Source organism: Salinicola corii, from assembly GCF_008298015.1.
Classification (GTDB): Bacteria; Pseudomonadota; Gammaproteobacteria; order Pseudomonadales; family Halomonadaceae; genus Salinicola; species Salinicola corii.
In genome coordinates, this window is the sequence record NZ_VTPX01000003.1 from 153,896 (window position 1) to 179,303 (window position 25,408).

A 25,408-nucleotide genomic window follows, 5' to 3' on the forward strand; every position below is an offset into this window, starting at 1 on the left:
CGGAGGCGATCCCTGGATTGCAAGTCGATCACGATCTAAGTCACGCCAACACCCTGGCGTTGCCGAGCCGGGCGGAGCGTTTCTGGCTCGCCCGTTGCGAGAGCGACGTCGTCCGAGGGGTGGAACTGGCCAATCGACACGACTGGGGTATCACGGTTCTCGGCGGCGGGAGCAACGTGTTGCTGCCGCCGCTGGTCGGAGGCCTCACGCTGCGTGCGGATCTCGCTGAGGTATCGTTCGCGGCGGGTGAAGAAGGCGCCGTGCATGTCGAGGTAGGCGCGGGTGCCGATTGGCATGCGCTGGTTCGACGCTGCGTGGAGCGCGAACTGTGGGGGATCGAGAACCTCGCTTTGATTCCGGGACTGGCCGGTGCCGCACCGATACAGAATATTGGCGCCTATGGTGTCGAGATTGCCGACGTGCTGGATTGGGTCGAGCTGGTCGACCGAAGAGACGGTCGGTCCCGCCGGTTGAGCCGGGAGGCTTGTGGATTGGGCTATCGCGACAGCGTATTCAAGCGCGAACTGGCCAATCAGGTCGTGATCACCCGGTTGGGTCTGACCCTCTCCACACGACCGTCGCCCAGGCTGGACTACGGTGCGCTGGGCGAGCGCGTTTCCGATCCGTCGAGCGCGCAGGCGATATTCGAGGCCGTCTGCGCCATTCGCCGGGAGAAACTACCCGATCCCGTCGTCACGCCCAACGCCGGCAGTTTCTTCAAGAATCCACTGGTCTCGCGGGCCAGGGCCGATGGGCTGCTGTCGGAGGCGCCCACGATGCCACACTACCCGCAGCCGGATGGCCGGGTGAAGCTGGCCGCCGGCTGGTTGATCGACCAGTGCGGGCTGCGGGGCTTGCGCAAAGGCGCGTTCGGCGTACACGATCGCCAGGCCCTGGTGCTGGTTCATTTCGGTGGGGGCACGCTGGCAGAGCTGTTGTCGTTCTCCGAGGAAATCGTCGACACCGTGCACGCGACTTTCGGGGTGGTGCTCGAGCGCGAGCCTCGCAGCATCCAGACCGCCGTCGCCTGAAGGGTGAAAGCGCTGTCGAGTGGCGAGAGCCGGCTCGGGCGCTGGAACCGATTCCGGAAGTTCGGCCAATGAAAAAGCCCAGACATTTCGTCTGGGCTTTTTCGTGGCTGGAGGCGACTCAGCTGTCGCTCTGGCCGGTCTCGCGGCGACGCTTCTCGCGCGGATCGTTGTGGGCGCGCCGACGACGTGGTCGTCGCGGTTCGCCCTCGTCGCTTTCGGCAGCGCTGGACGCTTGGTGAGGCGCCTGATCCCGAGTCGGAGCTGTTGCCCTGGTTTCATCATCCGACGAAGCGGGCGTTGCCGGCGCTTCGGATGCCGGTGTCGCCGGTGCGGTGTCGCGCGGCGCGCTTGCCACCGGCTCGGCCTCATCGACCCTGGTCACTTCGTCGACAGGCTTGTCTGCCGTCTCGTCCATGTCCGGCTTGGCGGCGGCGGCCGACGAGGGGTTCTCCCCGGTCGCAGCCGTCGAATCGGCGGCCGACTCGTGACCCGGTGACGCTTCACCGCGCTCCGGTTGCGAGGTCTCTTCGCTGTGTGTCGCAGGGGTAGCGACATCGCTGGGCGAGGGCCTCGCCGTTGCCGGCGATCTGGCGGTGTCGGTCGCACTGTCCTCGGCGGATACCGGAGTCGCTGGCGCCTCGACAGCCCGTTCGGCGGATTCGGCCTTGGCATCGGCCGCGACATTGCTGTCGCTCGTCCGCTGGGCGGTTTCCGAATCGATCTCCGCTGAAGTGGCCGTCCGGCTCGCTTCGGTCGATGCTTCGGGTTGCGCCTTGGCCGTGTGATGCTCGTCCACGACGGAGGGCGAGGAAGCGCTCTCTGTTGTTGTCGGTTCGGGCACCGGCTTGGCGGCTCGCTCAGACTTCCGCGAGGAGGCCGCTTTTCCGGGGTCAGCTGTCTCGGACGCCTTGGCCGTGGACCGGGAGTCTTCCGGCTCGCTCGTGGTCGCGGTCGTCTCGGCCTGCTCGGCACGAGGACTTTCGCGCTTCACAGCTTGGGTCTCGGCCGTCGGGGCGTGCCGCTCGGAAGAGGCCGCCTGGTTGTGGAGGGATTCAGCCTCGACAGACTCAGCCGGCTTCGCGTTGTCGCCGGTATTGGTCGTCGCTGTCGCCTGCAGCTTCTGCTGCTCCTCGACGGCCGCCGGATTCAGGGCGTGTTTGCGCGAGCGGTTGCGCGGATTGTTGCGTGTCCGCTTCGGCTTGCTCTCCCCGGTCTCCTTGGTGCCGCTGGTCGCGGGCGACGCGTCGCGGTTGTCTGGGCGCTGGGGTTTGACGTTGCCGGAGGGGCTGGTGCCATCAGCCTTCGCGGTATCGGCCTTGGCTTCGTTGCCGATCTTGTCTGCCTTACCGCGACCGTCCTGCCGGTTGTCCTGGCGCGGCTGACGACTCTGGCCCTGACGATTGTCATTGCGGGTGTCGCTTCCACCCTGGCGATCGTCCTGACCGCGACGGCGCCGGTTGTTGCCCTGACGATTGGTATCGCCACCACGGGCGTTGTTGTCGCCACGTGCATTGCCGTCGTTGGACCGGGACTGACTGTCGCTGCGCTTGCCGCTGTTATCGCGATCGCTTCGCTGATCGCCCCTCTGGCCCGTCGGTCGGGAAGGGCGGGAATTGGCCGAGCCGCTGCCTGTGTTGCTGCCGCGGGAAGCGCCCGCCGATCGGTTGCCACTCTGGCTGCTCTGATCGCGCTGGCCGGAGGCATCGTTGGATCCTGGCACTTCCTCGTCGGCACGGCGGCGCCCGAACAGGCCTCGGAAGAGTTGTATCAGGCCGCCATTGGCCTGGGCCTGCGGGGTCACCGCTGGCGTGGCTGCGCTCTCGGTCGTGGGCTGGGAGGCGGTCTCCTCGGGTTCCTGATGCAGAGAGTCCGGAGCCGGGGCCGTGTGCTGGACCGTCTGCACGGCCGCCTGGGTGCGCTGGATCGGTTTGGCGAGCGTCGTTTCCGGCTCCTTGAACAGGTCGCTATCGACGGACAGTTCGAAGCTGGACTTGGTCTCGTCGCCATCTTCGGAGACATGATCGTCACGGAGGCGTTGCACGTCGTAGTGTGGCGTGTCCATCTCCGGATTCGGCAGCAACAGAACCTTGACGCTTTGGCGGCGCTCGACATCGGAGAGAACGTTACGCTTCTCGTTGAGCAGGTAAGTCGCCACCGGCACCGGCAGGATGGCGCGAATCTGGGCGCTGCGCTCTTTCATGGCCTCTTCTTCGATCAGGCGAAGAATCGACAGCGCCATGGAGCGCACGTCGCGGATGGTGCCCTGGCCATCGCAGCGGGGGCAGACGACGCCACTGGTCTCGCCGAGCGAGGGACGCAGACGCTGGCGCGACATCTCCATCAGCCCGAAGCGCGAGATACGGCCGATCTGTACGCGGGCGCGGTCGAGCTTGAGCGCATCGCGAACGCGGTTTTCGACTTCGCGCTGGTTGCGTGCCGGCGACATGTCGATGAAGTCGATGACCACCAGGCCGCCGATATCGCGCAGCCGCAGCTGGCGGGCGATTTCGTCGGAGGCTTCCAGGTTGGTCTGGAGCGCGGTTTCCTCGATGTCGGCACCGCGGGTGGCGCGGGCCGAGTTGATATCGATCGAGACCAGCGCTTCGGTGTGGTCGATGACCACCGAGCCACCCGAGGGCAGTTTGACCTCGCGCTGATAGGCGGTCTCGATCTGCGATTCGATCTGAAAGCGCGAGAATAGCGGCACGTCGTCGGTGTAGAGCTTGATCTTTTGCTGATAGGACGGCATCACCTGGCGGATGAAGCTCAGCGCCTCCTCGTGCACGTCCGCACTGTCGATCAGGACCTCGCCAATGTCCTGGCGCAGGTAGTCGCGCATGGCGCGGATGATCACGTTCGACTCGCGGTAGATCAGGAACGGGGCAGGGCGCTTGACCGCTTCGGTGGTAATCGCGTCCCACACCTGAACCAGGTAGTCGAGATCCCACTGCAACTCTTCTGGAGAGCGGCCGATACCCGCCGTGCGCACGATGACGCCCATCTTGTCGGGCAGGGTCAATTGACCCATGGCATCCTTGAGCTGGCTGCGCTCATCGCCTTCGATCCGGCGAGAGATGCCGCCGGCGCGAGGATTGTTGGGCATCAATACCAGGAATCGTCCCGCCAGGCTGATGAAGGTCGTCAGCGCCGCGCCTTTGTTGCCGCGCTCTTCCTTGTCGACCTGGACGATGACTTCCTGGCCTTCCTTCAGGACTTCCTTGATGTTGGGTCGGCCCGAGGGGTCCTTGGAGAAGTACTCGCGAGAAATTTCCTTGAGCGGCAGGAAGCCGTGGCGTTCCGCGCCGAAGTCGACGAAGGCCGCCTCGAGGCTGGGTTCGAGGCGGGTGATTTTACCCCGGTAGATGTTGGCTTTCTTCTGTTCCCGGGCACCGGATTCGATGTCCAGGTCGTAAAGGCGTTGTCCATCCACGAGTGCGACGCGCAGCTCTTCCGGCTGTGTCGCATTGATGAGCATTCTTTTCATACGGTCTCGCTAATTGAGCGTGCCGGTGGAAGGCGTGCTGCAATCGGCGACGACGAACCGCAAGCGGTCGTGCTGTGCTCGCGCACATTGGTGAAGCGACCCGGCAGGGCAAGCAGGCGCAGGGTGTGCCAGAACGAGCTCAGCGTGTAACACGCAAGAGAACCCGCGTCAGGAACTCGAGGGGAATGTCCGAAAAACGCAGGTCGAGTCGCGCGATGCGGCTATCGATGCGAGTTCGGGTCGACGCTCGTCGAGCCCAGTGGCGTGCTTGCTCATTACCATTACATCTTTGCTTTCATTACCTGCTTGCTAGGGACGCTACACGAACATGGGTTGAGTACGAAACGGTGGCAGGACATGTCACGGCGCGTTTTTCGTCGACGCATCCGGTCCTGCAGACTGCCGTCTATATCACTTGGCATTGTTCGGTTCGGCGACGCCTTCCACTGGTACCTGTGGATTTCCCGCGAGCATGGCGATCTGAGGTCAGTCGCACGGTCGAGTCGGGGCTTGGCGTTCCAAACGTGTTTTGATCACTCCAGCAGCCGTGAGCGGTTGGCTTCGTTAACTCTCTGGAGGATCGAGACATTTTTTCACTTCGGTCAGCCTATGCAGTCGCTGACGCCTGAATGGGTGATAAACCCACCGAGTGAGTTCGCAATATAACAGTAATGCCGAGGTACCGGCAATTGAGCTCGCGCTACCGGCTGCGTGCGTTAGAATGACGCCCGGCGGCGCGCTGGTGTCGCCGCGCAGTGCCGTCGAGGGAGTCGAGCATGGCCGAAGGCCAAGAAGTACAGTTTATCGAGGTCAGCGAGTCCCAGCAGGGGCAGCGAATCGACAATTTCTTGCGGACGCGTCTCAAGGGTGCGCCAAAGTCGTTGATCTATCGCATCGTTCGTAAGGGCGAGGTGCGTGTCAACAAAAAGCGCATCAAGGCGGATTATCGCGTTCAGGCCGGTGACGTGGTTCGCGTGCCGCCGCTGAGGCTGGCACCGGAGAGTGCGGTGAAGGAGGCCAGCGAAAGCCTGCGCAACCTGCTGGCCGGCAGCGTCGTCATCGAAGGCCCCGACTGGCTGGTTATCAACAAGCCGTCGGGGCTGGCGGTGCACGGCGGCAGTGGCGTCAAGATCGGCTTGATCGAGGCACTGCGCCAGGTGCGCGAGGACCTGGACTTCCTGGAGCTCGTTCACCGCCTCGATCGCGACACCTCGGGTTGCCTGCTGTTGGCCAAGAACCGCGAATCGTTGCTGTCGCTCAATACCGCGCTGCGCGAGCGTCGCATGGAAAAGGGCTATCTGGCGCTGGTGCAGGGGCGCTGGCCGGCACGTCGCGACTACGTCAGCGCCCGGCTGGAGCGTTACGACGCCGGCAACGGCGAGCGTCGGGTGCGGGTCGACGACAATGGCAAGGTATCCCGGACCCGCTTCGCGGTGCGTGAAACGTTCCCGAAGGTGACGCTGATCGAGGCGGAGCCGGTCACCGGCCGCACCCATCAGATTCGTGTCCATGCCGCCCATGCCGGACACGCGCTGCTGGGTGACGACAAGTACGGCAGCGCCGAGGGGGCTCGCATCGCGAGGTCCCTGCGCCTGGATCGCCTGTTCCTGCATGCCTTGACCCTGACCTTCCCCGATCCCAGGACCGGGCGGCCCGTGCAGGCGAGAGCCCCGCTGGAGCCCGGACTGGAGAAGGTGCTGGAGCGTGCGCGTCATGGCGGTTGAGGCGCTGGCGAGCGAAAGCGTGTCGCGGCGCTGCCGTTACTCGCTGGTGATCTTCGATTGGGACGGTACGCTGATGGATTCGGCGGCGCGTATCGTGGCTTGCATGCAGGCTGCCGCGCGGGAGTTGCAGTGGTCGGTGCCCAGCGATGCCGCCGTGCGCGATATCATCGGCCTGGGCCTGCCGGAAGCCGTCGCCATGCTCTTTCCGGGGGTGACGGCTGCCGATCGGGACCAATTGCGAGAAGCCTACGGCCATCAGTTCCGGATCGCCGATCGGATACCGACCCCGTTTTTCCCCGGCGTGGTGGAGGGCATCGAGTGCCTGCGCCAGGATTCCCGTTGCCGGCTGGCGGTCGCGACCGGCAAGAGTCGTCGCGGGCTGGACCGCGTCTTCGGTCACGAATCCTGCGGCGGCTGGTTCGCGGCGAGCCGCACCGCCGATCTCACGCGTTCGAAACCGCACCCCCAGATGCTCGAGGAGCTGCTGGCCGAGTGCGAGGTGCCCATCGGCGAGGCCGTCATGATCGGCGACACCGAATACGACCTGGAGATGGCCAGGGCCATCGGCATGGATCGCGTCGCGGTGACCTATGGCGTACATGAACGCCAGCGTCTGCAGCACAGCGACCCCAGATTCGTCGCCGATGACTTTCCGTCGATCGTCGAGTGGTTGTTGGTCTGACGTCGTCGTTTATCGATCTTTTAGATGCCCTGAGCGCGAGAATTCAGCAAGGAGACGAAAATGAGCGACGATCGACGTGAAGACTGGACGCAAGGGCCGGAGTTGAGCCGGACGGAGGCGGAGCGGCGCAAGGCGACAGGTGCGCCTCGTGATGGCGAGCCGGCCAGTGCCGATACGGTGCGGCTGGCCGAAGTGCAGATGATGGATCGTTGGGTCGGCGGGGTGCTCGCCGAGCAGCGACGTTCCCGGCGCTGGAAGATCTTCTTTCGGCTGCTGTTCGCGCTGATCGTGATCGCGGGGCTGTGTCTCAGCGCCTACGCCATGTTCCTGGCCCAGGGCGACGGCGGATCCGCCAGTCGTCGACATCTCGGTGTCGTCGAGGTCAATGGACCCATCGACGCCAACGGCCAGGCCAACGCCGAACGCATCATCGAGGGGCTGCAGCGGGCGTGGAGGGATCCCGATGCCGATGCCGTGGTGCTGCATGTCAACAGCCCTGGTGGAAGCCCGGTCCAGTCACAGCGCGTCTATGACGAAATTCGCTATCTCGAGACCCAGGGCGACAAGCCGATTCTGGCCGTCATCGAGGACATCGGCGCCAGCGGTGCCTACTACATGGCGTCGGCGGCGGACCGTATCTACGCCTCGCCGGCCAGCCTGGTCGGGTCGATCGGCGTCATCAGCGCGGGTTTCGGCCTCGAGCGCGCGATCGACAAGATCGGTGTCGAACGGCGTGTCTTCACGGCAGGGGACAACAAGGCCTTCATGGATCCGTTCTCGCAGATATCGCCGGGGCAGCGCGAGTTCTGGCAGTCCGTGCTGGATACCACCCACCGGCAGTTCATCGATGCCGTCAAGGCCGGGCGGGGTGATCGCCTGAGCGACGATCCGGAGCTGTTTTCCGGCCTGGTCTGGACCGGCGAACAGGCCAAGTCGCTGGGGCTGGTCGACGACATTGCCAACCTCGAGCAGCTGTCTCGGACGCGCCTGGGGGAGGTGAGTCTCGAGGATTACACGCCGTCCCTCGACCCCTGGTCGCTGGTCTCCAACAAACTCACCAGCGCGGCGGCCCACTGGCTGGGACTGGACAGCGCCGCGTCTCCGGTGCGCTATCAGCTACCTTGAGGGTTTCCCCGGTGGTTTCCGAGCAGATTCACGCCAGCCTCCCTCAGCAGTTCGCACAGCCTGATGAGGGGGAGGCCGATCAGAGTGTTGGGGTCGTCACCCTCGAAGCGTTCGAACAGGGCGATGCCGAGCCCCTCCATGCGAAAGCTTCCCGAGCTGTCGTAAGGCTGGTCGCGGGAGACATAGTTCTCTATTTCCTCGTCGCTCAGCGCTCGAAACCAGACGTGGTAGGTGTCGTGAACGACGCGGTGGCGCCCGGTCTGGGTGTCGATCAGGGCCAGGCCCGTCATGAAGCTGACCTTGCGTCCCGAAAAGCGGCGCAGGTTGGCGCAAGCCGTGTTGAAGTCGCCGGGCTTCCCCAGTATGTCGCCGTCGAACAGCGCCAACTGGTCGGAGCCGATGATTAGGTGGCCGGGGAAGTCGGCCGCGACTGCCTGCGCCTTGGAGAGGGCGAGGCGATGTGCCAGGGTGGCGACTTCCTCGCCCTCCCGGCGGCTTTCGTCGATATCTGGCGCGGCCCATTGGTAGGGGATTTCGAGCCTATCGAGCAGCTGTCGGCGATAGCGAGAGCTGGAGGCGAGTACCAATCGAGACATGAGCGTCCTTGTCTTGAAGTCGAGACGGGATTGAGGAAGTCGGTGGAGCCAACATGGTAGTGGGCATTCGTGGCCTGCAGGTGCGTCCCCGATGCCTTGTCGAACAACAGAATAGCGCTATTCAAGCGCTTTGACAGGACCCCGGCGAATCCCTATGATGTCGCGCCTATGTTGACCAGACGACTTCCCCCGACCGTCGAGCCTTATCGGGCCGCGGCTAACCAAGAAATGATCGAGGGGCTTGTCGACCTCGAGAAACTGGCACGCCTGGAAGTCGAGATCGGACCGCAGCAAGGTAGTGCCGTCGTCAAGCTGCAATTCGACATCGATATGCAGCGTCGGCATCTGATTGATGGGGACCTGGAAGCGGACCTCATGATTCCGTGTCGGCGCTGCCTAAAGCCCATGGCTGTGACGGTTGGCAGCCACTTCAAGTTGGCTGTCGTCAGCGATGATGCGTTGGCGGCGACAGTGCCAAGCGACTACGAGCCGGTGCTGGTCGACGATGAACAGCTGGACCTGCTGGAGGCGATCGAGGATGAGTTGATCCTCAGTCTGCCTCAGGTGGTCTATCACGACGAGGCGGAGTGTGCCGTCTCTCGTGAGCAATTGAGCAGCGGTGAAGCCTCGGTTGAAAAGGCTGCCCGCCCTGACAACCCCTTCGACGTGTTGAAGTCGTTGAAGGGAAAACTTTGAACCCGAAGACATTGACGTTGGAGTCATATCATGGCCGTTCAACAAAATCGTAAGACTCGTTCCAAGCGCGGCATGCGTCGTGCACACGATGCCCTGACATCCCCGGCGCTGTCCCAGGATCAGGAAACCGGCACTACGCATCGCCGCCACCACGTGGCCCCTGATGGCTACTATCGTGGCCGCAAGGTCGTCGACGTTTAACCAGGCGTCGGGCGTTTTGTAGAGCAATGCGCATCGCCATCGATGCCATGGGCGGGGACTTCGGTCCCCGCGCGACTATTGGTGGTCTGCTGCTGGCGTTGAAGCGCCATCCGGAACTCAAGCCTTCGGTATTTGGTCCGAAGGCGGAGCTTCGCTCTCTGGTCTCGGAGTTAGGCGGCGGGGCGACCGAGGCGTCGCTTCTCGAGCGCCTCGAGCTGGTGGACGCGCCACGGGTCGTGCTTCAGTCCACGCCGCCGATGGAGGCCTTCGAGGATCCATCGGCGACCAGCTTGTACGGCATGTTGGCGGCGGTACGAGACGGCGAGGCCGATGCCGGCATCACCTGCGGTAATACGGGGGCGCTGGTAGCGTTGGCGCGGCGCGAGCTGGGGAGCGTCCCCGGCATTTCGCGGCCGGCGATCAGTACGGCGGTGCCGACCCGCAAGGGGGGGCGATGCTATCTGCTGGACTTGGGTGCCAGCGTCGATGTGCATGCCAGACATCTCGTTGACTTCGCCCATATGGGAGCATTGATGGCGCGGGTCGTCGATGGCGTGGCGGTGCCCAGAGTGGCGTTGTTGAATGTCGGTATCGAGGCGAGCAAGGGCGTGGCCCGCGTGCGGGAAGCGGACGCGCTCCTGAAGAGTCGTGGCGGCAGCGACTTCGACTATATCGGCTATCTCGAGGGCGACGCGATTTTTTCCGGTTCGGCCGATGTGGTGGTATGCGACGGCTTCGTGGGCAATGCCGTGCTCAAGGCGAGCGAGGGCGTGGCCCAGATGTTGATGAAGCGACTCCAGGAGACCTTCGAATCACACTGGTCGACACGCTTGGTGAGCCTGCTGGCGCGACCCGCGCTGATGCGGTTCAAGGCGCAGTTGGATCCGGTGCGTCACAACGGTGCCAGCCTGCTCGGCCTCAACCGCATCGTGGTGAAAAGTCACGGCAATGCCAGTGCCCAGGCCTTTGCTTTCGCCATCGACCGGGCAGTGCGTGAAGTCGAGGTCGGATTGCCGGACCACCTTCGCGTGGCATGGTCTCAGAACGCGGCGACGCCTGTTATCTCGTCGATCGTTACCGACGATCGAGTGGATAGCGGGTCTTGCGACACGGCGGGATCCGACGGTCCATCATTTCAAGGGTGAGCGCGATGACGCAATCACTGGCTTTGGTCTTTCCGGGGCAGGGTTCACAGCAGATCGGCATGCTGCGTGAACTGGCCGAACGATACAGCGTAGTTCGCACGACATTCGACGAGGCTTCGGAAGCGCTTGGCTACGACCTGTGGCATGTCGTACAGGAAGGGCCCGAGGAGAAGCTCAACGCAACCGCTTGTACCCAGCCCGCGCTGCTGACCGCAAGCGTGGCTATCTGGCGCGTGTGGCAGGAGCTGGAGGGGCCGCGGCCCTGCATGATGGCGGGCCACAGCCTGGGCGAATACAGCGCCATGGTCTGTTCCGGTGCGCTGGGCTTCGCCGAAGGTGTCCGGCTGGTGCGGCTGCGTGGCGAAGCGATGCAGCAGGCGGTGCCCGCGGGCGTGGGCGCGATGGCGGCGATCCTGGGACTGGATGATGCGGCGGTCGAGATGGCCTGCCGCGAGGCGGCCCAGGCGGAGGTGGTCTCTGCCGTCAACTACAATTCGCCGGGGCAAGTCGTCATCGCGGGCCATCGCGGCGCCGTCGATCGGGCCATCGCCCTGTGCCAGGAAGCCGGAGCAAAGCGTGCGCTGCCTCTGCCCGTCTCGGTGCCCTCCCATTGTGCATTGATGCAGCCTGCGGCCGAGAAGGTCGAGCAGGCGATGGGGGCAATGGAGTTCAAGCTGCCGCGTTATGCTGTCTATCAGAACGTCAATGCCCGGGTACCCGAGACGACGGATGAACTTCGCCACCGACTGGTCGAACAGCTCTACCGTCCAGTGCGCTGGACGGAGTGCGTGAACGCCATGTTCGATGACGGCGCTGCCGTCTTCATCGAATGTGGTCCGGGCAAGGTCTTGACTGGCTTGACCAAGCGCATCCAGCGACAGGCCAAGGGGCTGGCGGTCAATGATCCCGACACGCTGACGGCTGCGCTCGAGCTGGCGCGTGAAACGCTGGACGTACAAGAGCCTTAAGGATGAATGACATGACCGAACGTAGAGTTGCGCTGGTCACCGGCGCGAGTCGTGGGATTGGGCGTGCCGTGGCGCATGAACTGGGCCGGCAGGGGCGTATCGTCATTGCCACCGCCACCAGCGAAGCCGGCGCTGCCAGGATCGACGACGATCTCAAGGTCCAGGGTATCGAAGGGCTGGGGTTGGCGCTGGACGTCACCGACCAGGCCAGTGTCGATGCGCTTTTCAAGCGCATCGTCGAGACCTTCGAGGCGCCGACCATTCTGGTCAACAACGCCGGTATCACGCGTGACAACCTGTTGATGCGAATGAAGGAAGACGAGTGGGATGCGGTGCTCGATACCAACCTCAAGTCGGTCTATCGTGTCTCCAAGGCCAGTCTTCGGGGGATGACGCGGGCGCGTTTCGGTCGCATCGTCAACGTCAGTTCCGTCGTGGCGATGATGGGCAACCTGGGGCAGGCCAACTATGCTGCGGCCAAGGCCGGCATGGAGGGCTTCACTCGGGCGTTAGCGAGAGAGGTCGCCTCGCGTGCGATTACGGTCAACGCCGTGGCACCCGGCTTCATCGACACCGACATGACACAATCCCTGCCAGAAGCTCAGCGGGATGCGCTGCTGGGACAGATTCCGCTGGCCCGCCTGGGGCAGCCGGAAGAAATCGCCGCCGCTATCGGGTTTCTCGCGAGCGATGCAGCCGGTTATATTACCGGTGAAACGCTGCAGGTTAATGGCGGCATGAACATGCGGTAAACCTCCCGCGACGCGGGTTGCGTCGTCTGGGGGCGGTCTATAAACTACCCGCAGCTTTTTAGCTGGCGGATTCGTACCACTAGGAGTAACGACATAATGAGCACCATCGAAGAGCGCGTGAAGAAGGTTGTTGCCGAACGCCTGAACGTCAAGGAAGAGGACATCCAGAACACCTCATCCTTCACCGAAGACCTCGGCGCGGATTCGCTGGATACCGTCGAACTGGTGATGGCGCTCGAAGAGGAATTCGACACCGAAATTCCCGACGAAGAAGCTGAAAAGATCACGACCGTTCAGGAAGCGATCGACTATATCGTCGCTCATCAGTAAGCCCGGTATTCTTCGCTGATGCGGAGAATCAGAACGGGTTGGATGTGCCGATGTTCGGAAAGCCGCTCTCCCTGAGAGCGGCTTTCCGCGTTTTGAAACCCGATTTCGAGAAGTGGTCGGGTCGTGTGCGTGCGCCACGGCGGGCGGCATCGGTATTGCGAGTCCAGTGGCGTGGACACAGTAGCCGCGGGTGGGGCAAAGTCACCGTTCGCGACGCCCATCTCCAGGGTTGTTCAGGTATAATTCGCGCCAGTCGGGCCCAAGCGAGGTTCTCGGTCTCGTGAGGCAATGATGCATTCACGGGTCGTGCCTTCAAGGCCATCAGGAAGTTCGGAGGAGATTCGATGCCGCGCAGAAGAGTGGTGGTGACCGGGATGGGGCTGGTAACGCCAGTCGGTAACACGGTCGAGGAGAGCTGGAGTAGCCTCCTCTCAGGGAAGAGTGGCATCGCGCCGATCGAGCATTTCGACACGACCGGCTTCAACACCCGGTTCGGTGGTGCGGTCAAGGATTTCGATATCGGCGAGTATCTCAATCCCAAGGATGCTCGCAAGATGGATCTGTTCATCCAGTATGGTGTCGCGGCGGCGACGCAGGCGATGCGCAACTCCGGTATCGAATGCACCGAAGAGAACGCACACCGGATCGGTGTTGCCATCGGTTCTGGCATCGGCGGCCTGCCCATGATCGAGCGCAACCACGATTCGCTCCACAAGGGGGGGCCGCGTCGCATATCGCCGTTCTTCGTTCCGGGGTCGATCATCAACATGATCTCCGGCAGCCTGGCGATCCAGCACGGCTTCAAGGGCCCCAACATCGCGATCACCACGGCCTGCACGACCGGTACGCACAATATCGGCTACAGCGCGCGAACCATCGCTTACGGGGATGCCGACGTGATGTTCTGCGGTGGCGCCGAGATGGCGACCACGCCACTGGGGCTGGGCGGGTTCTCTGCGGCGAGGGCGCTATCCACCCGCAATGACGATCCGCAGGCGGCCAGTCGTCCCTGGGATCGTGACCGCGATGGTTTCGTGCTCTCGGACGGTGCCGGCGTCATGGTGCTGGAAGAGTACGAGCACGCCAGGCGCCGGGGCGCCACCATCTATGCGGAACTGACCGGTTTCGGCATGAGCGACGATGCGTTCCACATGACGTCGCCCCCCGAAGATGGCAGCGGTGCGGCGGCCTCCATGGCCAATGCCATCCGGGACGCAGGGATCGACCCCGCCGACATTCATTACATCAATGCCCACGGCACCTCCACGTCGGCCGGCGACGTGGCGGAGAGCCGGGCGGTGGAGCGGGTGATGGGCGACGCCGCGCGCCAGGTCGCGGTCAGTTCGACCAAGTCCATGGTGGGCCATCTTCTGGGTGCGGCCGGGGCCGTCGAGGCGATTTTCTGCGTGCTGGCCATCCGTGATCAGGTCGCTCCGCCGACGATCAATCTCGATAATCCCGACGAGGGTTGCACGCTCGACTATGTGCCCAACAATGCTCGGGAGATGCCGATCCGGACGACGCTGTCGAACTCGTTCGGATTCGGCGGCACCAACGGCTCGCTGATCTTTACCCAGGTCTAGGCCATGCGCGATACGGCGCTTCCGATCGACGATCGTGGCTTCTCCTATGGCGATGGGCTGTTCGAGACCATTCTGGTTCGCGATGGCAGCCCGCTGCTGTGGAAATATCATATGGCGCGTCTGCAATCGGGCATCGAGCGGCTGGCGCTTCCCCGGCTGGACCTCGCAGCGTTCGACTCCCTGCCAGCGCAGTGCGGGCCCGGCCTCAAGGTGTTGAAGCTGATCGTCACTCGAGGCAGCGGTGGCAGGGGGTATCGTCCACCGGAGCTGGCCGAGCCGCGGTGGCGGTGGACGGTCTCCGCCTTCCAGCCCTCCGCCGAACGCTGGTTCGGGGGCGTGAACGTGCGTTGCTGCGAGCTTCGGCTGGGTCTGCAGCCGCGTCTGGCCGGTATCAAGCATCTGGCACGACTGGAAAACGTCCTTGCGCGGCAGGAGTGGGGGGATGACGCCATTGCCGAGGGGCTGCTGCTCGATTCGGAAGGCAGTCTGGTCGAGGCCACCGCGATGAATCTGGTCTGGCGTCGACAGGGGCGCCTCGAGACACCGTTGCTCGATCGTTGCGGCGTCAGAGGGACGCTGTTGAGCGCGTTGGACGACACTCTCGCGCTCCATTGGCTGCGCGCGGGCCTCGAGGCGCTGCTGGAAGCCGATGCGGTTTGGCTGATCAACAGCGTCCAGGGCGTGTGGCCCGTTCGGCGGCTGGATGACAGTGCCGGCAATTGTCTCAAGCAGTGGTCGCTCGAGGCGAACGATGCTTTCCGGCAAGCTGCCCATCGACAGTTGGGATATCCGCTGAACTTCGGCGACTGACGCCCGTACCATGCCTGGAAGCCGCGTTCACGGGGCTTCCGGCAATTAAGGATAGACATGCGTGTCCTCAAGATTTTGATCGGGATACTGCTGATCGCCACGATCGTGGTCTTCGGCGGGTTCCACTATTGGCAGCAACAGCTCGATGGGCCGATAGCGCTCGATGAGCAGACCATCTACGAGGTGCCGCGGGGTGCCGCGTTCAGTCGAGTCATCGACGATCTCGAGAAACGGGGCGTGATCGACGCGGCCTGGCCCTACCAGCTACTGGCCCGTGTTGCGCCCAAGGCGACCCAGGGGTTGCGCGCGGGGGAGTTCGAGCTCGACCCGGGCATGAGTGGCCGTCAGCTGATCGCGCATCTTTCCAGCGATCAGGTCGTCACCTATCGGCTTACGATTCCCGAGGGGTGGACGTTTCGGCAGATGCGCGCCCTGCTGGACAAGGCACCCAAGCTCGATCACCGGACGGCGGAGATGAGCGATGAGGAAGTCATGGCCGCGCTGGGACACGAGAAGACCTTCCCCGAGGGGCAGTTCTTTCCCGACACCTACCGTTACCACAAAGGCGTAACGGATATCGAGATCCTGCGCCGTGCCTTCGACCGAATGCAGCAGACGCTGGCGACCGTCTGGGACGAGCGCGACGACGACCTGCCGATCGATTCGCCGTATCAGGCCCTGATCCTGGCGTCGCTGATTGAGCGGGAGACCGGGGTGCCGGCGGAGCGTGGCGAGATAGCAGGCGTCTTCGTCCGTCGCTTGCAGAAAGGGATGCGCCTGCAGACCGATCCGACCGTGATCTACGGCATGGGCGACAGCTATGTCGGCAATATCACTCGTGCCGATCTTCAGCGACAGAATGCCTACAATACGTATGTCATCGAAGGGTTGCCGCCGACGCCGATCGCGATGCCCGGGCTCGGGTCGCTCGAAGCCGCCGTCCATCCCGCCGCGGGCGATACCCTCTATTTTGTTGCCAGGGGGGATGGGTCGCACCAGTTCTCGCGGACGCTGCAGGAGCATAACGCTGCCGTCCGCCGCTACATCCTGAATCGCGATTGAGTTCGCGGTCCACTCACCGACGAGACGACACCGCATGAACGCAGGTGATACCGAACAGCGGCGCGGCCGATTCATCACGCTGGAAGGCGGCGAGGGTGTGGGCAAGACGACCAACGTCACCTTCGTCTGCGATTGGCTGGCATCCAAGGGCATCGAAGTCGTGCGCACGCGCGAGCCCGGCGGCACGCCGGGCGCCGAGGCGATCCGGGAGCTCCTGCTGGACCCCTCGCGGGAAGAGGCCTGGAGCGACGACGCCGAATTGCTGCTGGTATTCGCCGCCAGGGCGCAGCATCTTGCCCAGCGCATCCGGCCCGCGTTGGCCCGAGGCGCATGGGTCGTCTGCGACCGGTTCACCGATGCCACCTTCGCCTATCAGGGCGGGGGGCGCGGGCTGGAGCTTCAACGCATCCGAACCCTGGAAGCCCTGGTCCAGGATGGATTGCAGCCCGACCTGACGCTGCTCCTGGACATGCCGGTCAGCGTCGCGGCGCAGCGGGTCGTCAGCCGGGGCGCACGGCTCGACCGGTTCGAGCGCGAGCGGGAAGCGTTCTTCGAGTCGGTCAGATCGGCCTATCTCGAGCGGGCCCGTGACAACGAACGTTTCGCCATCATCGATGCGAGCCCCGCGCTGGGTGCGGTCCAGGACGAGATCGAGCGATGCCTCGACCAAAGGGTGTCGGCATGGCTATGAGTCCGCTGCCGTGGCAGTACGATCGATGGCGGAAGCTGGTCGAGCTGCAGGATGGCGGTCGTCTTCCTCATGCCTTGCTGCTCTCCGGACCCAGGGGTATCGGCAAGCAGCCGCTGGCCGAGGCGCTGATCGCGCGAACGCTGTGTCGCGCGCCCGGAGAGCTCGCCTGTGGCGAGTGCCATAGCTGTCGCATGCTGTCGGCCGGTTATCATCCCGACCTGCTCAGCGTGACGCCGACCGAGAAATCGCGTCAGATCCGCGTGGACGCGATCCGCCAGGTCAACGGCTTCGTCGCCCAGACTGCCCAGCAGGGGGGCTACCGGGTCATCCGTATCGAACCGGGCGAGGCGATGAACGTTGCCGCCTCGAACGCCTTGCTGAAGAGTCTCGAGGAGCCGGGCGACCGGACGCTGTTCATCCTGGTCTCCGATATTCCGTCGCGGCTGCTGGCCACCATCCGTTCGCGCTGCCAGCACTGGAGTTTTGCCGTGCCACCGCTCGAGGTGGCCGAACCCTGGCTGAGCGAGCGCCTGGGCAGTGACGACGAGGCCCGCTTCTGGTTGAGCGTGGCGGGGGGGCTGCCACTGCTGGCCGAGGAGCTGGCCGGCGCGGATGCGCGACAGTTGCGCCATGACCTGCGCGAACTGTTCGATGCGCTGGTGCGCGGCGGCGAGCCCGTGGGCGAGGCGGCCAGGCTCGATGCGCAGTCGCTCGATCGCATACTATGGTATGGCATCGCCTGGCTGGAGGACCTGATCCGGCTAGGCCTGTCGGGAGACTCCCGACGCGTGCGCAACGCCGATCTGCTGCCGCTGTATCGCCAGGCGGTCAAGAATGCCCGCGTGCGCGACTGGTTCCGGCTGCTGGATTATGCCCGCGAGCAGCGTCGACTGCTGGCGGCAGGTGGTAATCCGAACCCGCAGCTGGTGCTCGAGGCCTGGCTGGTTCGCTGGTCGGCGCTGCTGAGATCCTGAGCGCGTCGACGTCGTCGATGATGACGTCGACGCGGCGCTTTCGTCTTCCTCTATCCTGGAAATTTTCATGTTCGTCGACTCTCACTGCCATCTCGATCGCCTCGATCTGACGCCCTACGGCGGCGATCTCGACGCGGCCCTGGAGGCCGCCAGGAGTCGTGGCGTCCGGCGTTTCCTGGCAATCTCGACGTCGCTGGAAGGCGCGCCGGACCTGGCCGGGATTGCGCGGCGCCATGACGATGTCGACATCAGCGTCGGCCTGCATCCGCTCCACGAGGTGGCCCAGGAGCCCGACAGCGAGGCGATCCAGGCATGTGCCGACCGCTACGGTGCGGTGGCCATTGGCGAAACGGGCCTCGATTTTCACTACGACAGCGTACCGCGGGAGATCCAGCGCCAGCGCTTCGCCTCCCATCTCCGTGCTGCCCGCGAACTCGAGCTACCGGTCGTGATCCATACCCGTGACGCGCGTGACGAAACGCTGGCACTGATCCGCGAGCATATCGATCCGCAGGTGGGCGGGGTGCTCCACTGCTTTACCGAAGACCTGGAGATGGCCCGGGAGGCATTGAGGCTGGGCTTCTACATTTCGCTGTCGGGTATCGTCACGTTCGCCAGCGCCGAGGCGCTGCGCGGCGTGGCCCGCCAGGTACCGCTGGATCGCCTGCTGATCGAGACGGACAGTCCGTTCCTGGCGCCGGTTCCTCATCGCGGCCGGCCCAACGAGCCACAATGGGTCGTCGAGGTTGCCGAGTGCATCGCCCGCGAGCGAGGTATCACCGTCGACGAAGTGGCGATGCAGACCCGGGCCAACTTCTATCGACTGTTTCCCGGCTGCGCACCGGACGGGCAGGCCGACAACCCGTTCGTGTGAGAGCGTTCACCGGCGACAATGCACGTAGCGGCGCTGGTGCGTCGTCCAAGGGGGGCACGATGAAACTCGACACGCTGTTCCAGCAGCTCGATCCGCAGTCGATTCCACCGCTGGCGCAGTGGGATCCGCCATTTTGCGGCGACATGGACCTGGTCATCTCGGCCAATGGCGAGTGGATCCACGAGGGGACGCCGATACGGCGCCCCGCGCTGGTCGATCTGTTGAGCCGGGTGCTGCGCCGGGAGGCCGATGGCGGCTACTACCTGGTCACTCCCGCCGAGAAGCTGCGCATCGGGGTCGAGGATCTGCCGCTGCTGGTGACCGACGCCGATCGGGTCGATGCCGGTTGGATCGCTGTCACCGCCGACGGCGACCGGGTGCCGCTGGACGCCACCCACCGTCTGACACTGGTGAGCGGTCCGGCGGGAGACCTCCTGCCGGCACTGCCCATTCGCCATGGCCTGCTGGCGCGCCTGCACCGCAACCTGTTCTATCGCTGGGTCGAGCTGGCCGAGCGGCGCGGCGGCGAGATCGGGCTGTGGAGCGGGGGTGTCTGGCAGGTGCTGGGCCGGATCGACGACGAGGCGTCATGAACGATCTGGTCCACTCGATGCTGCCGGACAGGGCGAGCGCCGACGGATTGACCGCTGAACAGCGTGCCGTGGTCGGCCATCGTCAGGGTCACGCGCGGGTCGCTGCGGTAGCCGGTGCCGGCAAGACCACGACCCTGGTGAAGCGTGTGTTGCATCTGCTCGCCAACGGCGAGAATCCGCGGCGCATCCTGGTGCTGATGTTCAATCGCGCGGCGAGGGACGACTTCCGCGCCAAGCTGACCCGGGAGGCGCCGCCGAACGTCGCGCTGCCGGAGGTGAGAACCTTTCATTCGATCGGCCATCGCCTGACCCAGAGCCTGACACGCTGGGGATACCTGCCGCCGCGCCAGTTGCTGCAGGCGGACTGGCAGCGGGAACGGCTGCTGCGGCAGGCGGTGATGCAGAGCCTGGAGTCGGCCGACGGCGAAACCCGCGAGGCGGCCCTGGATGCGGATCGGCTCGAGGCGTTCGGCCAGTTCTGCGACCTGGTCAAGGCGGAGGTCGCCACGCCGGCGGAGCTGTTCGAAAAGCTCGGCTATACCGCTAGCGAGCGGCACTTCATCGACGCCTTCGAGGTGGTGGAATCGTTGCTCGAGTCCGCCGGACAGATGACCTATGCGGATCTCCTCCATCGTCCGCTGCGATGTCTCGAGAGCCACGCTGACGCGCGCCGCCGGGTCGAGGGTTTTCTGGGTCATGTGATCGTCGACGAATACCAGGACATCAACGAAGCCCAGCTACGGCTGCTCAAGATCCTCGCCGGCCGGCAGGCCCAGGTCATGGCGGTGGGCGATGCCAATCAGTGCATCTACGAGTGGCGCGGTGCGCGGCCCGACGCGATGCTGGCACGCTTCGACGGGCTGTTCGGCAACGCCAGCGAGTACCCGCTCTCCTATACCTTCCGACATGGCCACGCCCTGGCACTGGCTGCCAACCACGCGATTCGGCACAATCGCCAGCGCTGGGACCAGCTCTGTCTGGCAGCGCCCGGCAACCCCTTGACCGAACTCCAAACCGGCGTCGGTGCCAGCGCGCTGTTGGAGACACTGCAGCGCTGGCACGCGAATGGCCGACACAGCGACGAGGCCTGCGTGCTGGTGCGCAGCTGGTCGTTGTCGGTCTCGGTACAGCTGCAGTTGCTGCGGGCCGGCGTGCCGTTTCGGCTGGCGCAGGAGGAGCGCTTCGTGTTCCGGTTGCCGCTGGTCCAGGCCCTGGCGGGCTACCTCCAACTGGCCCGCGAACCGCAGAGGCTGCACGATCCCGCCCATCTGGCGCTGCTGTTTTCGCAGCCGACGACCTTCGTGGCCCAGGAGCGCGTGCGCCGGCTGGTCGATGAGCTTGCCCGCACCCAGCATTGGCCGGCTCGCGACGCTTCGGTTCTGGCGGGCCTCAAACCCGGCCAGCGCCGGCACCTTAAACGGCGGTGGCAGCTGCTGTGCGAGCTCCCCAAACTGGCATCGTGGCCGCCGGCCAAGCTGCTCGAGCACGTGGTCGATGCCATCGACGCCGAGAAAATTCTGCGTCGCTCGGCGGCGCGACGCGAGAAAGGCGATGATGACGTACGCCTGCTCGATGTCCTGATCGAGCAGGCGGGGGAGTTGGCCAGCGATCCCGAGGCGTTCATCGAGCTGCTGCGCAATCCGGTCGAGAATCGCCCCGACGGCGTGTTGATCAGCACGGTGCACGGCGCCAAGGGGCTGGAGTGGCCGCTGGTTGCGGTGTGGGGGCTCAACGAGGAGGATTTTCCCCATTTCAGTCGCGACAATCCGCTCTCGCCGGAGCGGCTGGAGGAGGAGCGGCGGCTCTACTACGTGGCCATCACCCGAGCCAGGGAGCGGCTGCTGCTGGTTCAGGATGGCGGCGATCACCGGCCGAGCCGGTTCCTCGACGAGACCGCGGTAGAGGACTGCAGTCGAATCGACCGGGCGATCCGCGGCGGCAGGGAGACCGGCGTCGCGGTTCGCGAGCCGGAGATGATCGGCACCTATCTGGAGCGCATCGGCCAGGCGTGTGCGGATCTGGAGCATCTCGGGCGATCCCTCACGCTGCACGCCCGGCAGCCGGAGGCGCCATCCCCGGCGGCTGCTGCCGAGCCGGTCGGTGTGGCGCCGTGGCGGGTCGGAGACCGGGTGCGGCACGCCAGCTTCGGTGATGGCGAGGTGCTGGTGGTCGAGGGCAATGCCGCCAACCCGGTGATCGATGTCCGCTTTGTCTCGGCCGGTCGCCGCCGCTTGATCGCCTCGCGAGCGCCGCTGACGAAACTCTCGTGATAGGCCAGACTGTCCCTTTCGATCGATGACGCTTGTGGAGGGAGTGATGAACGCATCCGTGCTGGTGACGGTGGAGGAGTTGCAGCGCAGTCTCGTCGGCGATCGCCCGCCGCTTGTACTGGATTGTCGTGCTCGCTTGGATGACGCCTCAGCAGGAAAGCGGCTTTGGCGGGAATCGCATATCCCTGGCAGTCACCAACTGGATATGGATCGCGATCTCTCTAGCCCGCCCGGTGACGGTGGCCGCCATCCGCTGCCGTCTCCTGAGGCCTTTACGACGACGATCCAATGTCTTGGCATCCAGCCGCACCGTGCCGTGGTGGTTTATGACGACAAAGGTGGACAGCTATCGGCAGCTCGCGCCTGGTGGATGCTGGCTTGCTGGGCGAGACATCCCGATGTGCGGGTGCTCGACGGTGGCTTGCCCGCCTGGCAGGCTGCTGGCGGTGAGCTGGCGACGAATGAGTCGATATCGCCGCTGACCAGCCGATGGCGGCCGGATTTCGACCATACGGTGCTCATCTCGGCACGAGATCTGTTGGAAGATGGTGGCTTGCTGGTCGATGCCCGAGGCGAAGCTCGCTTTCGTGGCGACGAGGAACCCATTGATGCGGTTGCGGGACATATCCCCGGCGCAGCCTGTCGACCCAGTAGCACCAATCTCGATGCGACCGGTCATTTCAAGTCACCACGGCGGCTGGCGGAGGAGTTGCCTCGGGCCGACAGCGTGACGGCCTATTGCGGCTCCGGCGTGACTGCCTGCCACAACATCCTCGCCTATGCAATTGCGGGCCTGCCATTGCCGCGACTCTACGCCGGCTCCTGGAGCGAGTGGATCCGCGACCCCGCCAGGCCGGTCGCGACCGGCGACTAGGCCCGGCTTCGCCCAGCGCCGTGTCCCGGTCGTAAGCTCGAAGCGGGAACCAAAAACTGCCCCAGGCATTTGCTTGGGGCGGTCTGCTTTATGCTGCCTTCGAGCTTCGAGCTTACATGTTGGGGTAGTTGGGGCCGCCGCCGCCTTCCGGTGCCACCCAGGTGATGTTCTGGGACGGGTCCTTGATATCGCAGGTCTTGCAGTGGATGCAGTTCTGGAAATTGATCCGGAACTGCGGCTCACCCGCTTCCTCGACCACCTCGTAGACGCCCACCGGGCAGTAGCGCTGCGCGGGTTCGGCGTAGGTCGGCAGGTTCTTCTCGATCGGGATGTCGGGATCGCTCAGCTTCAGATGACAGGGCTGGTTCTCGTCATGGTTGGTGTTCGACAGGAACACCGATGATGGCTTGTCGAACGACAGCTTGCCGTCGGGCTTGGGATAGTCGATCGGCGATGACTCCGGCGCGGTCTGCAGGCGATGGTCCGGCGTGGTGTCGTGCTGCGTCGGCAGCTTGCCGCCCAGCAGTTGATCGACGAAATTGAAAGCGCCGCCGCCCACGGTACCGAACCTGTGAATGGCCGGGCCAAAGCTGCGGCTGGCATCGAGCTCCCGCCACGCCCAGCTCGACTCCCAGGCCGAGGTGAACTCAGTGAGCTCCTTGCCGCCCTCATCGCCCTCATCGTCGGCGGCGATGGCGGCGAATACGGTCTCGGCCGCGATCAGCCCCGACTTCATCGCGGTATGAATACCCTTGATCTTGGCGAAGTTGAGTGTGCCGGCATCGCAGCCCAGCAGCAGGGCGCCGGGCATGGTCATCCTGGGCAGGCAGTTGGCACCGCCCTTGGTGATTGCGCGGGCGCCGTAGGCCACGCGTTTTCCGCCTGTCAGATGACGCGCCAGCAGTGGATGATGCTTCATGCGCTGGAATTCGTCGAAGGGCGAGAGATAGGGATTGCGATAGGCCAGGTCGACGATCAGGCCCACCATGACCTGCTGATCGTCACCATGGTAGAGAAACCAGCCTCCATGGCTATCGCCACCGAGCGGCCAGCCGGAGCCGTGCAGCACCAGGCCGGGCTGGTGCTGCTCGGCGGGCACGTCCCACAGCTCCTTGAAGCCGATGGCGTAGTGCTGGGGGTCGCGGTTCGCATCGAGCTCGAAGCGCGCGATCAACTGCTTGCCGATATGGCCGCGGGCCCCTTCGCAGAACAGCGTGTACTTGGCGCGAAGTTCCATGCCGGGCATGTAATTGGCGGTTTCGCTGCCGTCGGCGGCAACTCCCATGTCGCCGGTGATGATGCCGCGTACGATGCCATCCTCGTCGACGATGGGCTCCTGCGCGGCGAAGCCGGGGAAGATCTCGACGCCCAGCCCCTCGGCCTGCTCGGCCAGCCAGCGACAGAGGTTGCCGGCACTGATGACGTAGTTTTGTGTGGCCTGGCTGTCGCTGCCATGGCCTGTGTTGTGCATCGATTTCGGCACCAGGGCGTTGGGCAGTTTCTGCGCCTTGTCGGCGTCTTTCAGCAGGTAGAGTTCATCGCGCAGCACGGGCGTGTTCAGCGGCGCGCCGCGCTCGGCCCAGTCGGGAAACAGCTCCGCCAGGGCTCGCGGTTCGAACACCGCGCCGGAGAGAATGTGCGCGCCGACCTCCGACCCCTTTTCGACCACGCAGACCGATAACTCCCGTCCGGCGTCGCTCGCTTGCTGCATCAGACGACATGCCGCCGACAGCCCGCTGGGGCCTGCACCGACGATCACTACGTCGAAATCCATGGATTCACGTTCCAAACCCGATCTCCTCGCTTGCTGGCAGGGCCTATGTCACGATGCCTGCCCGGTCCGTTCGTCGACGGCGATGGACCGTCGTTTGTTATAGCCTAACGTTAGCCAGATGATTGCCGTTATGCCAACCGGCGCTGGTCTTATGCGAAGGTGCTGCTTCGGCACGATGCCGTCGATGCGCTATTATCGCATTTTCGCCCATCGCTGTCCCCGTGATGCACCATCCTGGGGCGCGGTGGGTGTCGAGTTGACCCCGGCCGGCGTCGGCGTGATTCTGTCTCCGCCGACGTTTTTGTTACCGGGCATCGAGCCATGATCGGGGGCCGCCGAGGCGCCAATCGTCGATATCGGCCGATGCCTGCCGGGTCGGTCTGCCAACAGCCAGCGAGGACACCCATGAAAGTACTCGTCGCGGTCAAACGCGTCATCGACTACAACGTCAAGATCCGGGTCAAGCCGGACCACTCCGATGTCGACCTGACCAACGTCAAGATGGCCATGAACCCGTTCTGCGAGATCGCGGTGGAAGAGGCCGTTCGACTCAAGGAGAAGGGGATCGCCACCGAGATCGTCGCCGTCACGGTCGGTCCCAAGGCCTCGCAGGAACAGCTGCGCACGGCATTGGCGCTGGGTGCGGATCGTGCCATCCACGTCGAGACCGACGCGCGCGTCGAGTCGCTGGCGGTCGCCAAGCTGCTCAAGGGCGTCGTCGACGAGGAGCAGCCCGACCTGGTCATCCTCGGCAAGCAGGCCATCGATACCGACAACAACCAGACCGGCCAGATGCTGGCGGCCCTGAGCGGCATGGGCCAGGGCACCTTCGCCTCCGAAGTGGCCTTCGGCGACGGTGTCGAAGAGGGTGAGGTTCGCGTCACCCGCGAGATCGATGGCGGCCTGCAGACCGTCGCGCTCAAGCTGCCGGCCGTGGTCACTACCGACCTGCGCCTCAACGAGCCGCGCTACGCCAAGCTGCCGGACATCATGAAAGCCAAGAAGAAGCCGCTCGATACCAGGACGCCGGAGGCGCTCGGCGTGACCGTTGCCAGCGGATTGTCGCTGCTCAAGGTCGAGACGCCGGCCGAGCGCAAGGGCGGTATCAAGGTGGGCTCCGTGGATGAGCTGATCGACAAACTCAAGAACGAAGCCAAAGTGCTTTGAAA

The 25,408-nt window shown here is 64.6% G+C and carries 23 protein-coding genes; 20 read left to right on the forward strand and 3 right to left on the reverse strand.

All coding sequences use genetic code 11. From position 1 onward, the window contains the following. Window positions 1-17: 17 nt before the first annotated feature. Complete coding sequence (gene murB / locus F0A16_RS07150; RefSeq protein ID WP_239023741.1) at window positions 18-1,031, forward strand: UDP-N-acetylmuramate dehydrogenase; 1,014 nt, start codon at window positions 18-20, stop codon at window positions 1,029-1,031. A 118-nt stretch (window positions 1,032-1,149) separates the two neighbouring features. On the opposite strand, the gene rne is transcribed toward murB, so the two are convergent. Beyond that, a complete protein-coding gene (gene rne, locus F0A16_RS07155) occupies window positions 1,150-4,515 on the reverse strand; it encodes a ribonuclease E (protein ID WP_149434707.1) in 3,366 nt (1,121 codons plus the stop codon). 776 nt (window positions 4,516-5,291) lie between these two features. Here rne and F0A16_RS07160 point away from each other — a divergent pair. From F0A16_RS07160 to sppA, 3 genes are read left to right on the forward strand one after another with little or no spacing between them, the layout of a single operon-like run. Beyond that, window positions 5,292-6,239 (forward strand): RluA family pseudouridine synthase, encoded by a 948-nt coding sequence (locus tag F0A16_RS07160; RefSeq protein WP_149434708.1) that lies wholly within the window; start codon window positions 5,292-5,294, stop codon window positions 6,237-6,239. Continuing rightward, window positions 6,229-6,921 carry an HAD-IA family hydrolase gene (locus tag F0A16_RS07165; protein ID WP_149434709.1) on the forward strand — a complete coding sequence of 231 codons (693 nt, stop codon included), beginning with the start codon at window positions 6,229-6,231 and terminating at the stop codon, window positions 6,919-6,921. Before F0A16_RS07160 ends, F0A16_RS07165 begins: the two co-directional genes overlap by 11 nt. Window positions 6,922-6,981: 60 nt before the next feature. Beyond that, on the forward strand, window positions 6,982-8,046 hold the full coding sequence (gene sppA, locus F0A16_RS07170; protein ID WP_149434710.1) for a signal peptide peptidase SppA: 1,065 nt from the start codon (window positions 6,982-6,984) through the stop codon (window positions 8,044-8,046). On the opposite strand, the gene F0A16_RS07175 is transcribed toward sppA, so the two are convergent. Then, the gene (locus F0A16_RS07175) at window positions 8,034-8,642 is read right to left on the reverse strand and encodes a Maf family protein (protein WP_149434711.1); all 609 of its coding nucleotides are present in this window, start codon (window positions 8,640-8,642) and stop codon (window positions 8,034-8,036) included. The genes sppA and F0A16_RS07175 overlap by 13 nt on opposite strands. A 168-nt stretch (window positions 8,643-8,810) precedes the next feature. Here F0A16_RS07175 and F0A16_RS07180 point away from each other — a divergent pair, with 168 nt between their 5' ends. The 15 genes from F0A16_RS07180 to F0A16_RS07250 all read left to right on the forward strand — a co-directional run bounded on the left by F0A16_RS07180 (window position 8,811) and on the right by F0A16_RS07250 (window position 22,465). Continuing rightward, on the forward strand, window positions 8,811-9,338 hold the full coding sequence (locus tag F0A16_RS07180) for a YceD family protein (protein WP_149434948.1): 528 nt from the start codon (window positions 8,811-8,813) through the stop codon (window positions 9,336-9,338). A gap of 30 nt (window positions 9,339-9,368) precedes the next feature. Next, window positions 9,369-9,539 (forward strand): 50S ribosomal protein L32, encoded by a 171-nt coding sequence (gene rpmF / locus F0A16_RS07185; protein WP_087719813.1) that lies wholly within the window; start codon window positions 9,369-9,371, stop codon window positions 9,537-9,539. Between the two features lie 26 nt (window positions 9,540-9,565). Continuing rightward, window positions 9,566-10,684: a phosphate acyltransferase PlsX gene (gene plsX / locus F0A16_RS07190; protein WP_149434712.1), complete on the forward strand. Its 1,119-nt coding sequence runs from the start codon at window positions 9,566-9,568 to the stop codon at window positions 10,682-10,684. A gap of 5 nt (window positions 10,685-10,689) precedes the next feature. Further along, on the forward strand, window positions 10,690-11,652 hold the full coding sequence (gene fabD / locus F0A16_RS07195; RefSeq protein WP_149434713.1) for an ACP S-malonyltransferase: 963 nt from the start codon (window positions 10,690-10,692) through the stop codon (window positions 11,650-11,652). An 11-nt stretch (window positions 11,653-11,663) separates the two neighbouring features. Continuing rightward, window positions 11,664-12,404, forward strand: a complete 741-nt coding sequence (gene fabG, locus F0A16_RS07200; RefSeq protein ID WP_149434714.1) for a 3-oxoacyl-ACP reductase FabG — start codon at window positions 11,664-11,666, stop codon at window positions 12,402-12,404. Window positions 12,405-12,500: 96 nt separating this feature from the next. Further along, window positions 12,501-12,734 (forward strand): acyl carrier protein, encoded by a 234-nt coding sequence (gene acpP / locus F0A16_RS07205; RefSeq protein ID WP_110600108.1) that lies wholly within the window; start codon window positions 12,501-12,503, stop codon window positions 12,732-12,734. Window positions 12,735-13,078: 344 nt separating this feature from the next. Then, complete coding sequence (gene fabF / locus F0A16_RS07210) at window positions 13,079-14,317, forward strand: beta-ketoacyl-ACP synthase II (RefSeq protein ID WP_149434715.1); 1,239 nt, start codon at window positions 13,079-13,081, stop codon at window positions 14,315-14,317. 3 nt (window positions 14,318-14,320) lie between these two features. Next, the gene (gene pabC / locus F0A16_RS07215) at window positions 14,321-15,127 is read left to right on the forward strand and encodes an aminodeoxychorismate lyase (protein ID WP_149434716.1); all 807 of its coding nucleotides are present in this window, start codon (window positions 14,321-14,323) and stop codon (window positions 15,125-15,127) included. 57 nt (window positions 15,128-15,184) lie between these two features. Then, the gene (mltG, locus tag F0A16_RS07220; protein ID WP_187775932.1) at window positions 15,185-16,189 is read left to right on the forward strand and encodes an endolytic transglycosylase MltG; all 1,005 of its coding nucleotides are present in this window, start codon (window positions 15,185-15,187) and stop codon (window positions 16,187-16,189) included. A gap of 34 nt (window positions 16,190-16,223) precedes the next feature. After that, window positions 16,224-16,880, forward strand: coding sequence for a dTMP kinase (tmk, locus tag F0A16_RS07225; RefSeq protein WP_149434718.1), 657 nt, complete (start codon window positions 16,224-16,226; stop codon window positions 16,878-16,880). After that, window positions 16,847-17,854, forward strand: coding sequence for a DNA polymerase III subunit delta' (locus F0A16_RS07230; protein ID WP_420853068.1), 1,008 nt, complete (start codon window positions 16,847-16,849; stop codon window positions 17,852-17,854). Before tmk ends, F0A16_RS07230 begins: the two co-directional genes overlap by 34 nt. Before the next feature lie 67 nt (window positions 17,855-17,921). Beyond that, complete coding sequence (locus F0A16_RS07235; RefSeq protein ID WP_149434720.1) at window positions 17,922-18,728, forward strand: TatD family hydrolase; 807 nt, start codon at window positions 17,922-17,924, stop codon at window positions 18,726-18,728. A gap of 59 nt (window positions 18,729-18,787) precedes the next feature. Beyond that, window positions 18,788-19,321, forward strand: coding sequence for a DUF1285 domain-containing protein (locus tag F0A16_RS07240; protein WP_149434721.1), 534 nt, complete (start codon window positions 18,788-18,790; stop codon window positions 19,319-19,321). Further along, the gene (locus tag F0A16_RS07245; protein ID WP_239023742.1) at window positions 19,318-21,591 is read left to right on the forward strand and encodes an ATP-dependent helicase; all 2,274 of its coding nucleotides are present in this window, start codon (window positions 19,318-19,320) and stop codon (window positions 21,589-21,591) included. The genes F0A16_RS07240 and F0A16_RS07245 overlap by 4 nt, the downstream gene beginning before the upstream one ends. 46 nt (window positions 21,592-21,637) lie before the next feature. Next, window positions 21,638-22,465: a sulfurtransferase gene (locus F0A16_RS07250; RefSeq protein WP_149434722.1), complete on the forward strand. Its 828-nt coding sequence runs from the start codon at window positions 21,638-21,640 to the stop codon at window positions 22,463-22,465. Between the two features lie 112 nt (window positions 22,466-22,577). On the opposite strand, the gene F0A16_RS07255 is transcribed toward F0A16_RS07250, so the two are convergent. Beyond that, on the reverse strand, window positions 22,578-24,239 hold the full coding sequence (locus tag F0A16_RS07255; RefSeq protein ID WP_149434950.1) for an electron transfer flavoprotein-ubiquinone oxidoreductase: 1,662 nt from the start codon (window positions 24,237-24,239) through the stop codon (window positions 22,578-22,580). A 405-nt stretch (window positions 24,240-24,644) separates the two neighbouring features. On the opposite strand from F0A16_RS07255, the gene F0A16_RS07260 reads away from it, so the two are divergent. After that, window positions 24,645-25,406: an electron transfer flavoprotein subunit beta/FixA family protein gene (locus F0A16_RS07260; protein WP_149434723.1), complete on the forward strand. Its 762-nt coding sequence runs from the start codon at window positions 24,645-24,647 to the stop codon at window positions 25,404-25,406. Window positions 25,407-25,408: the final 2 nt, after the last annotated feature.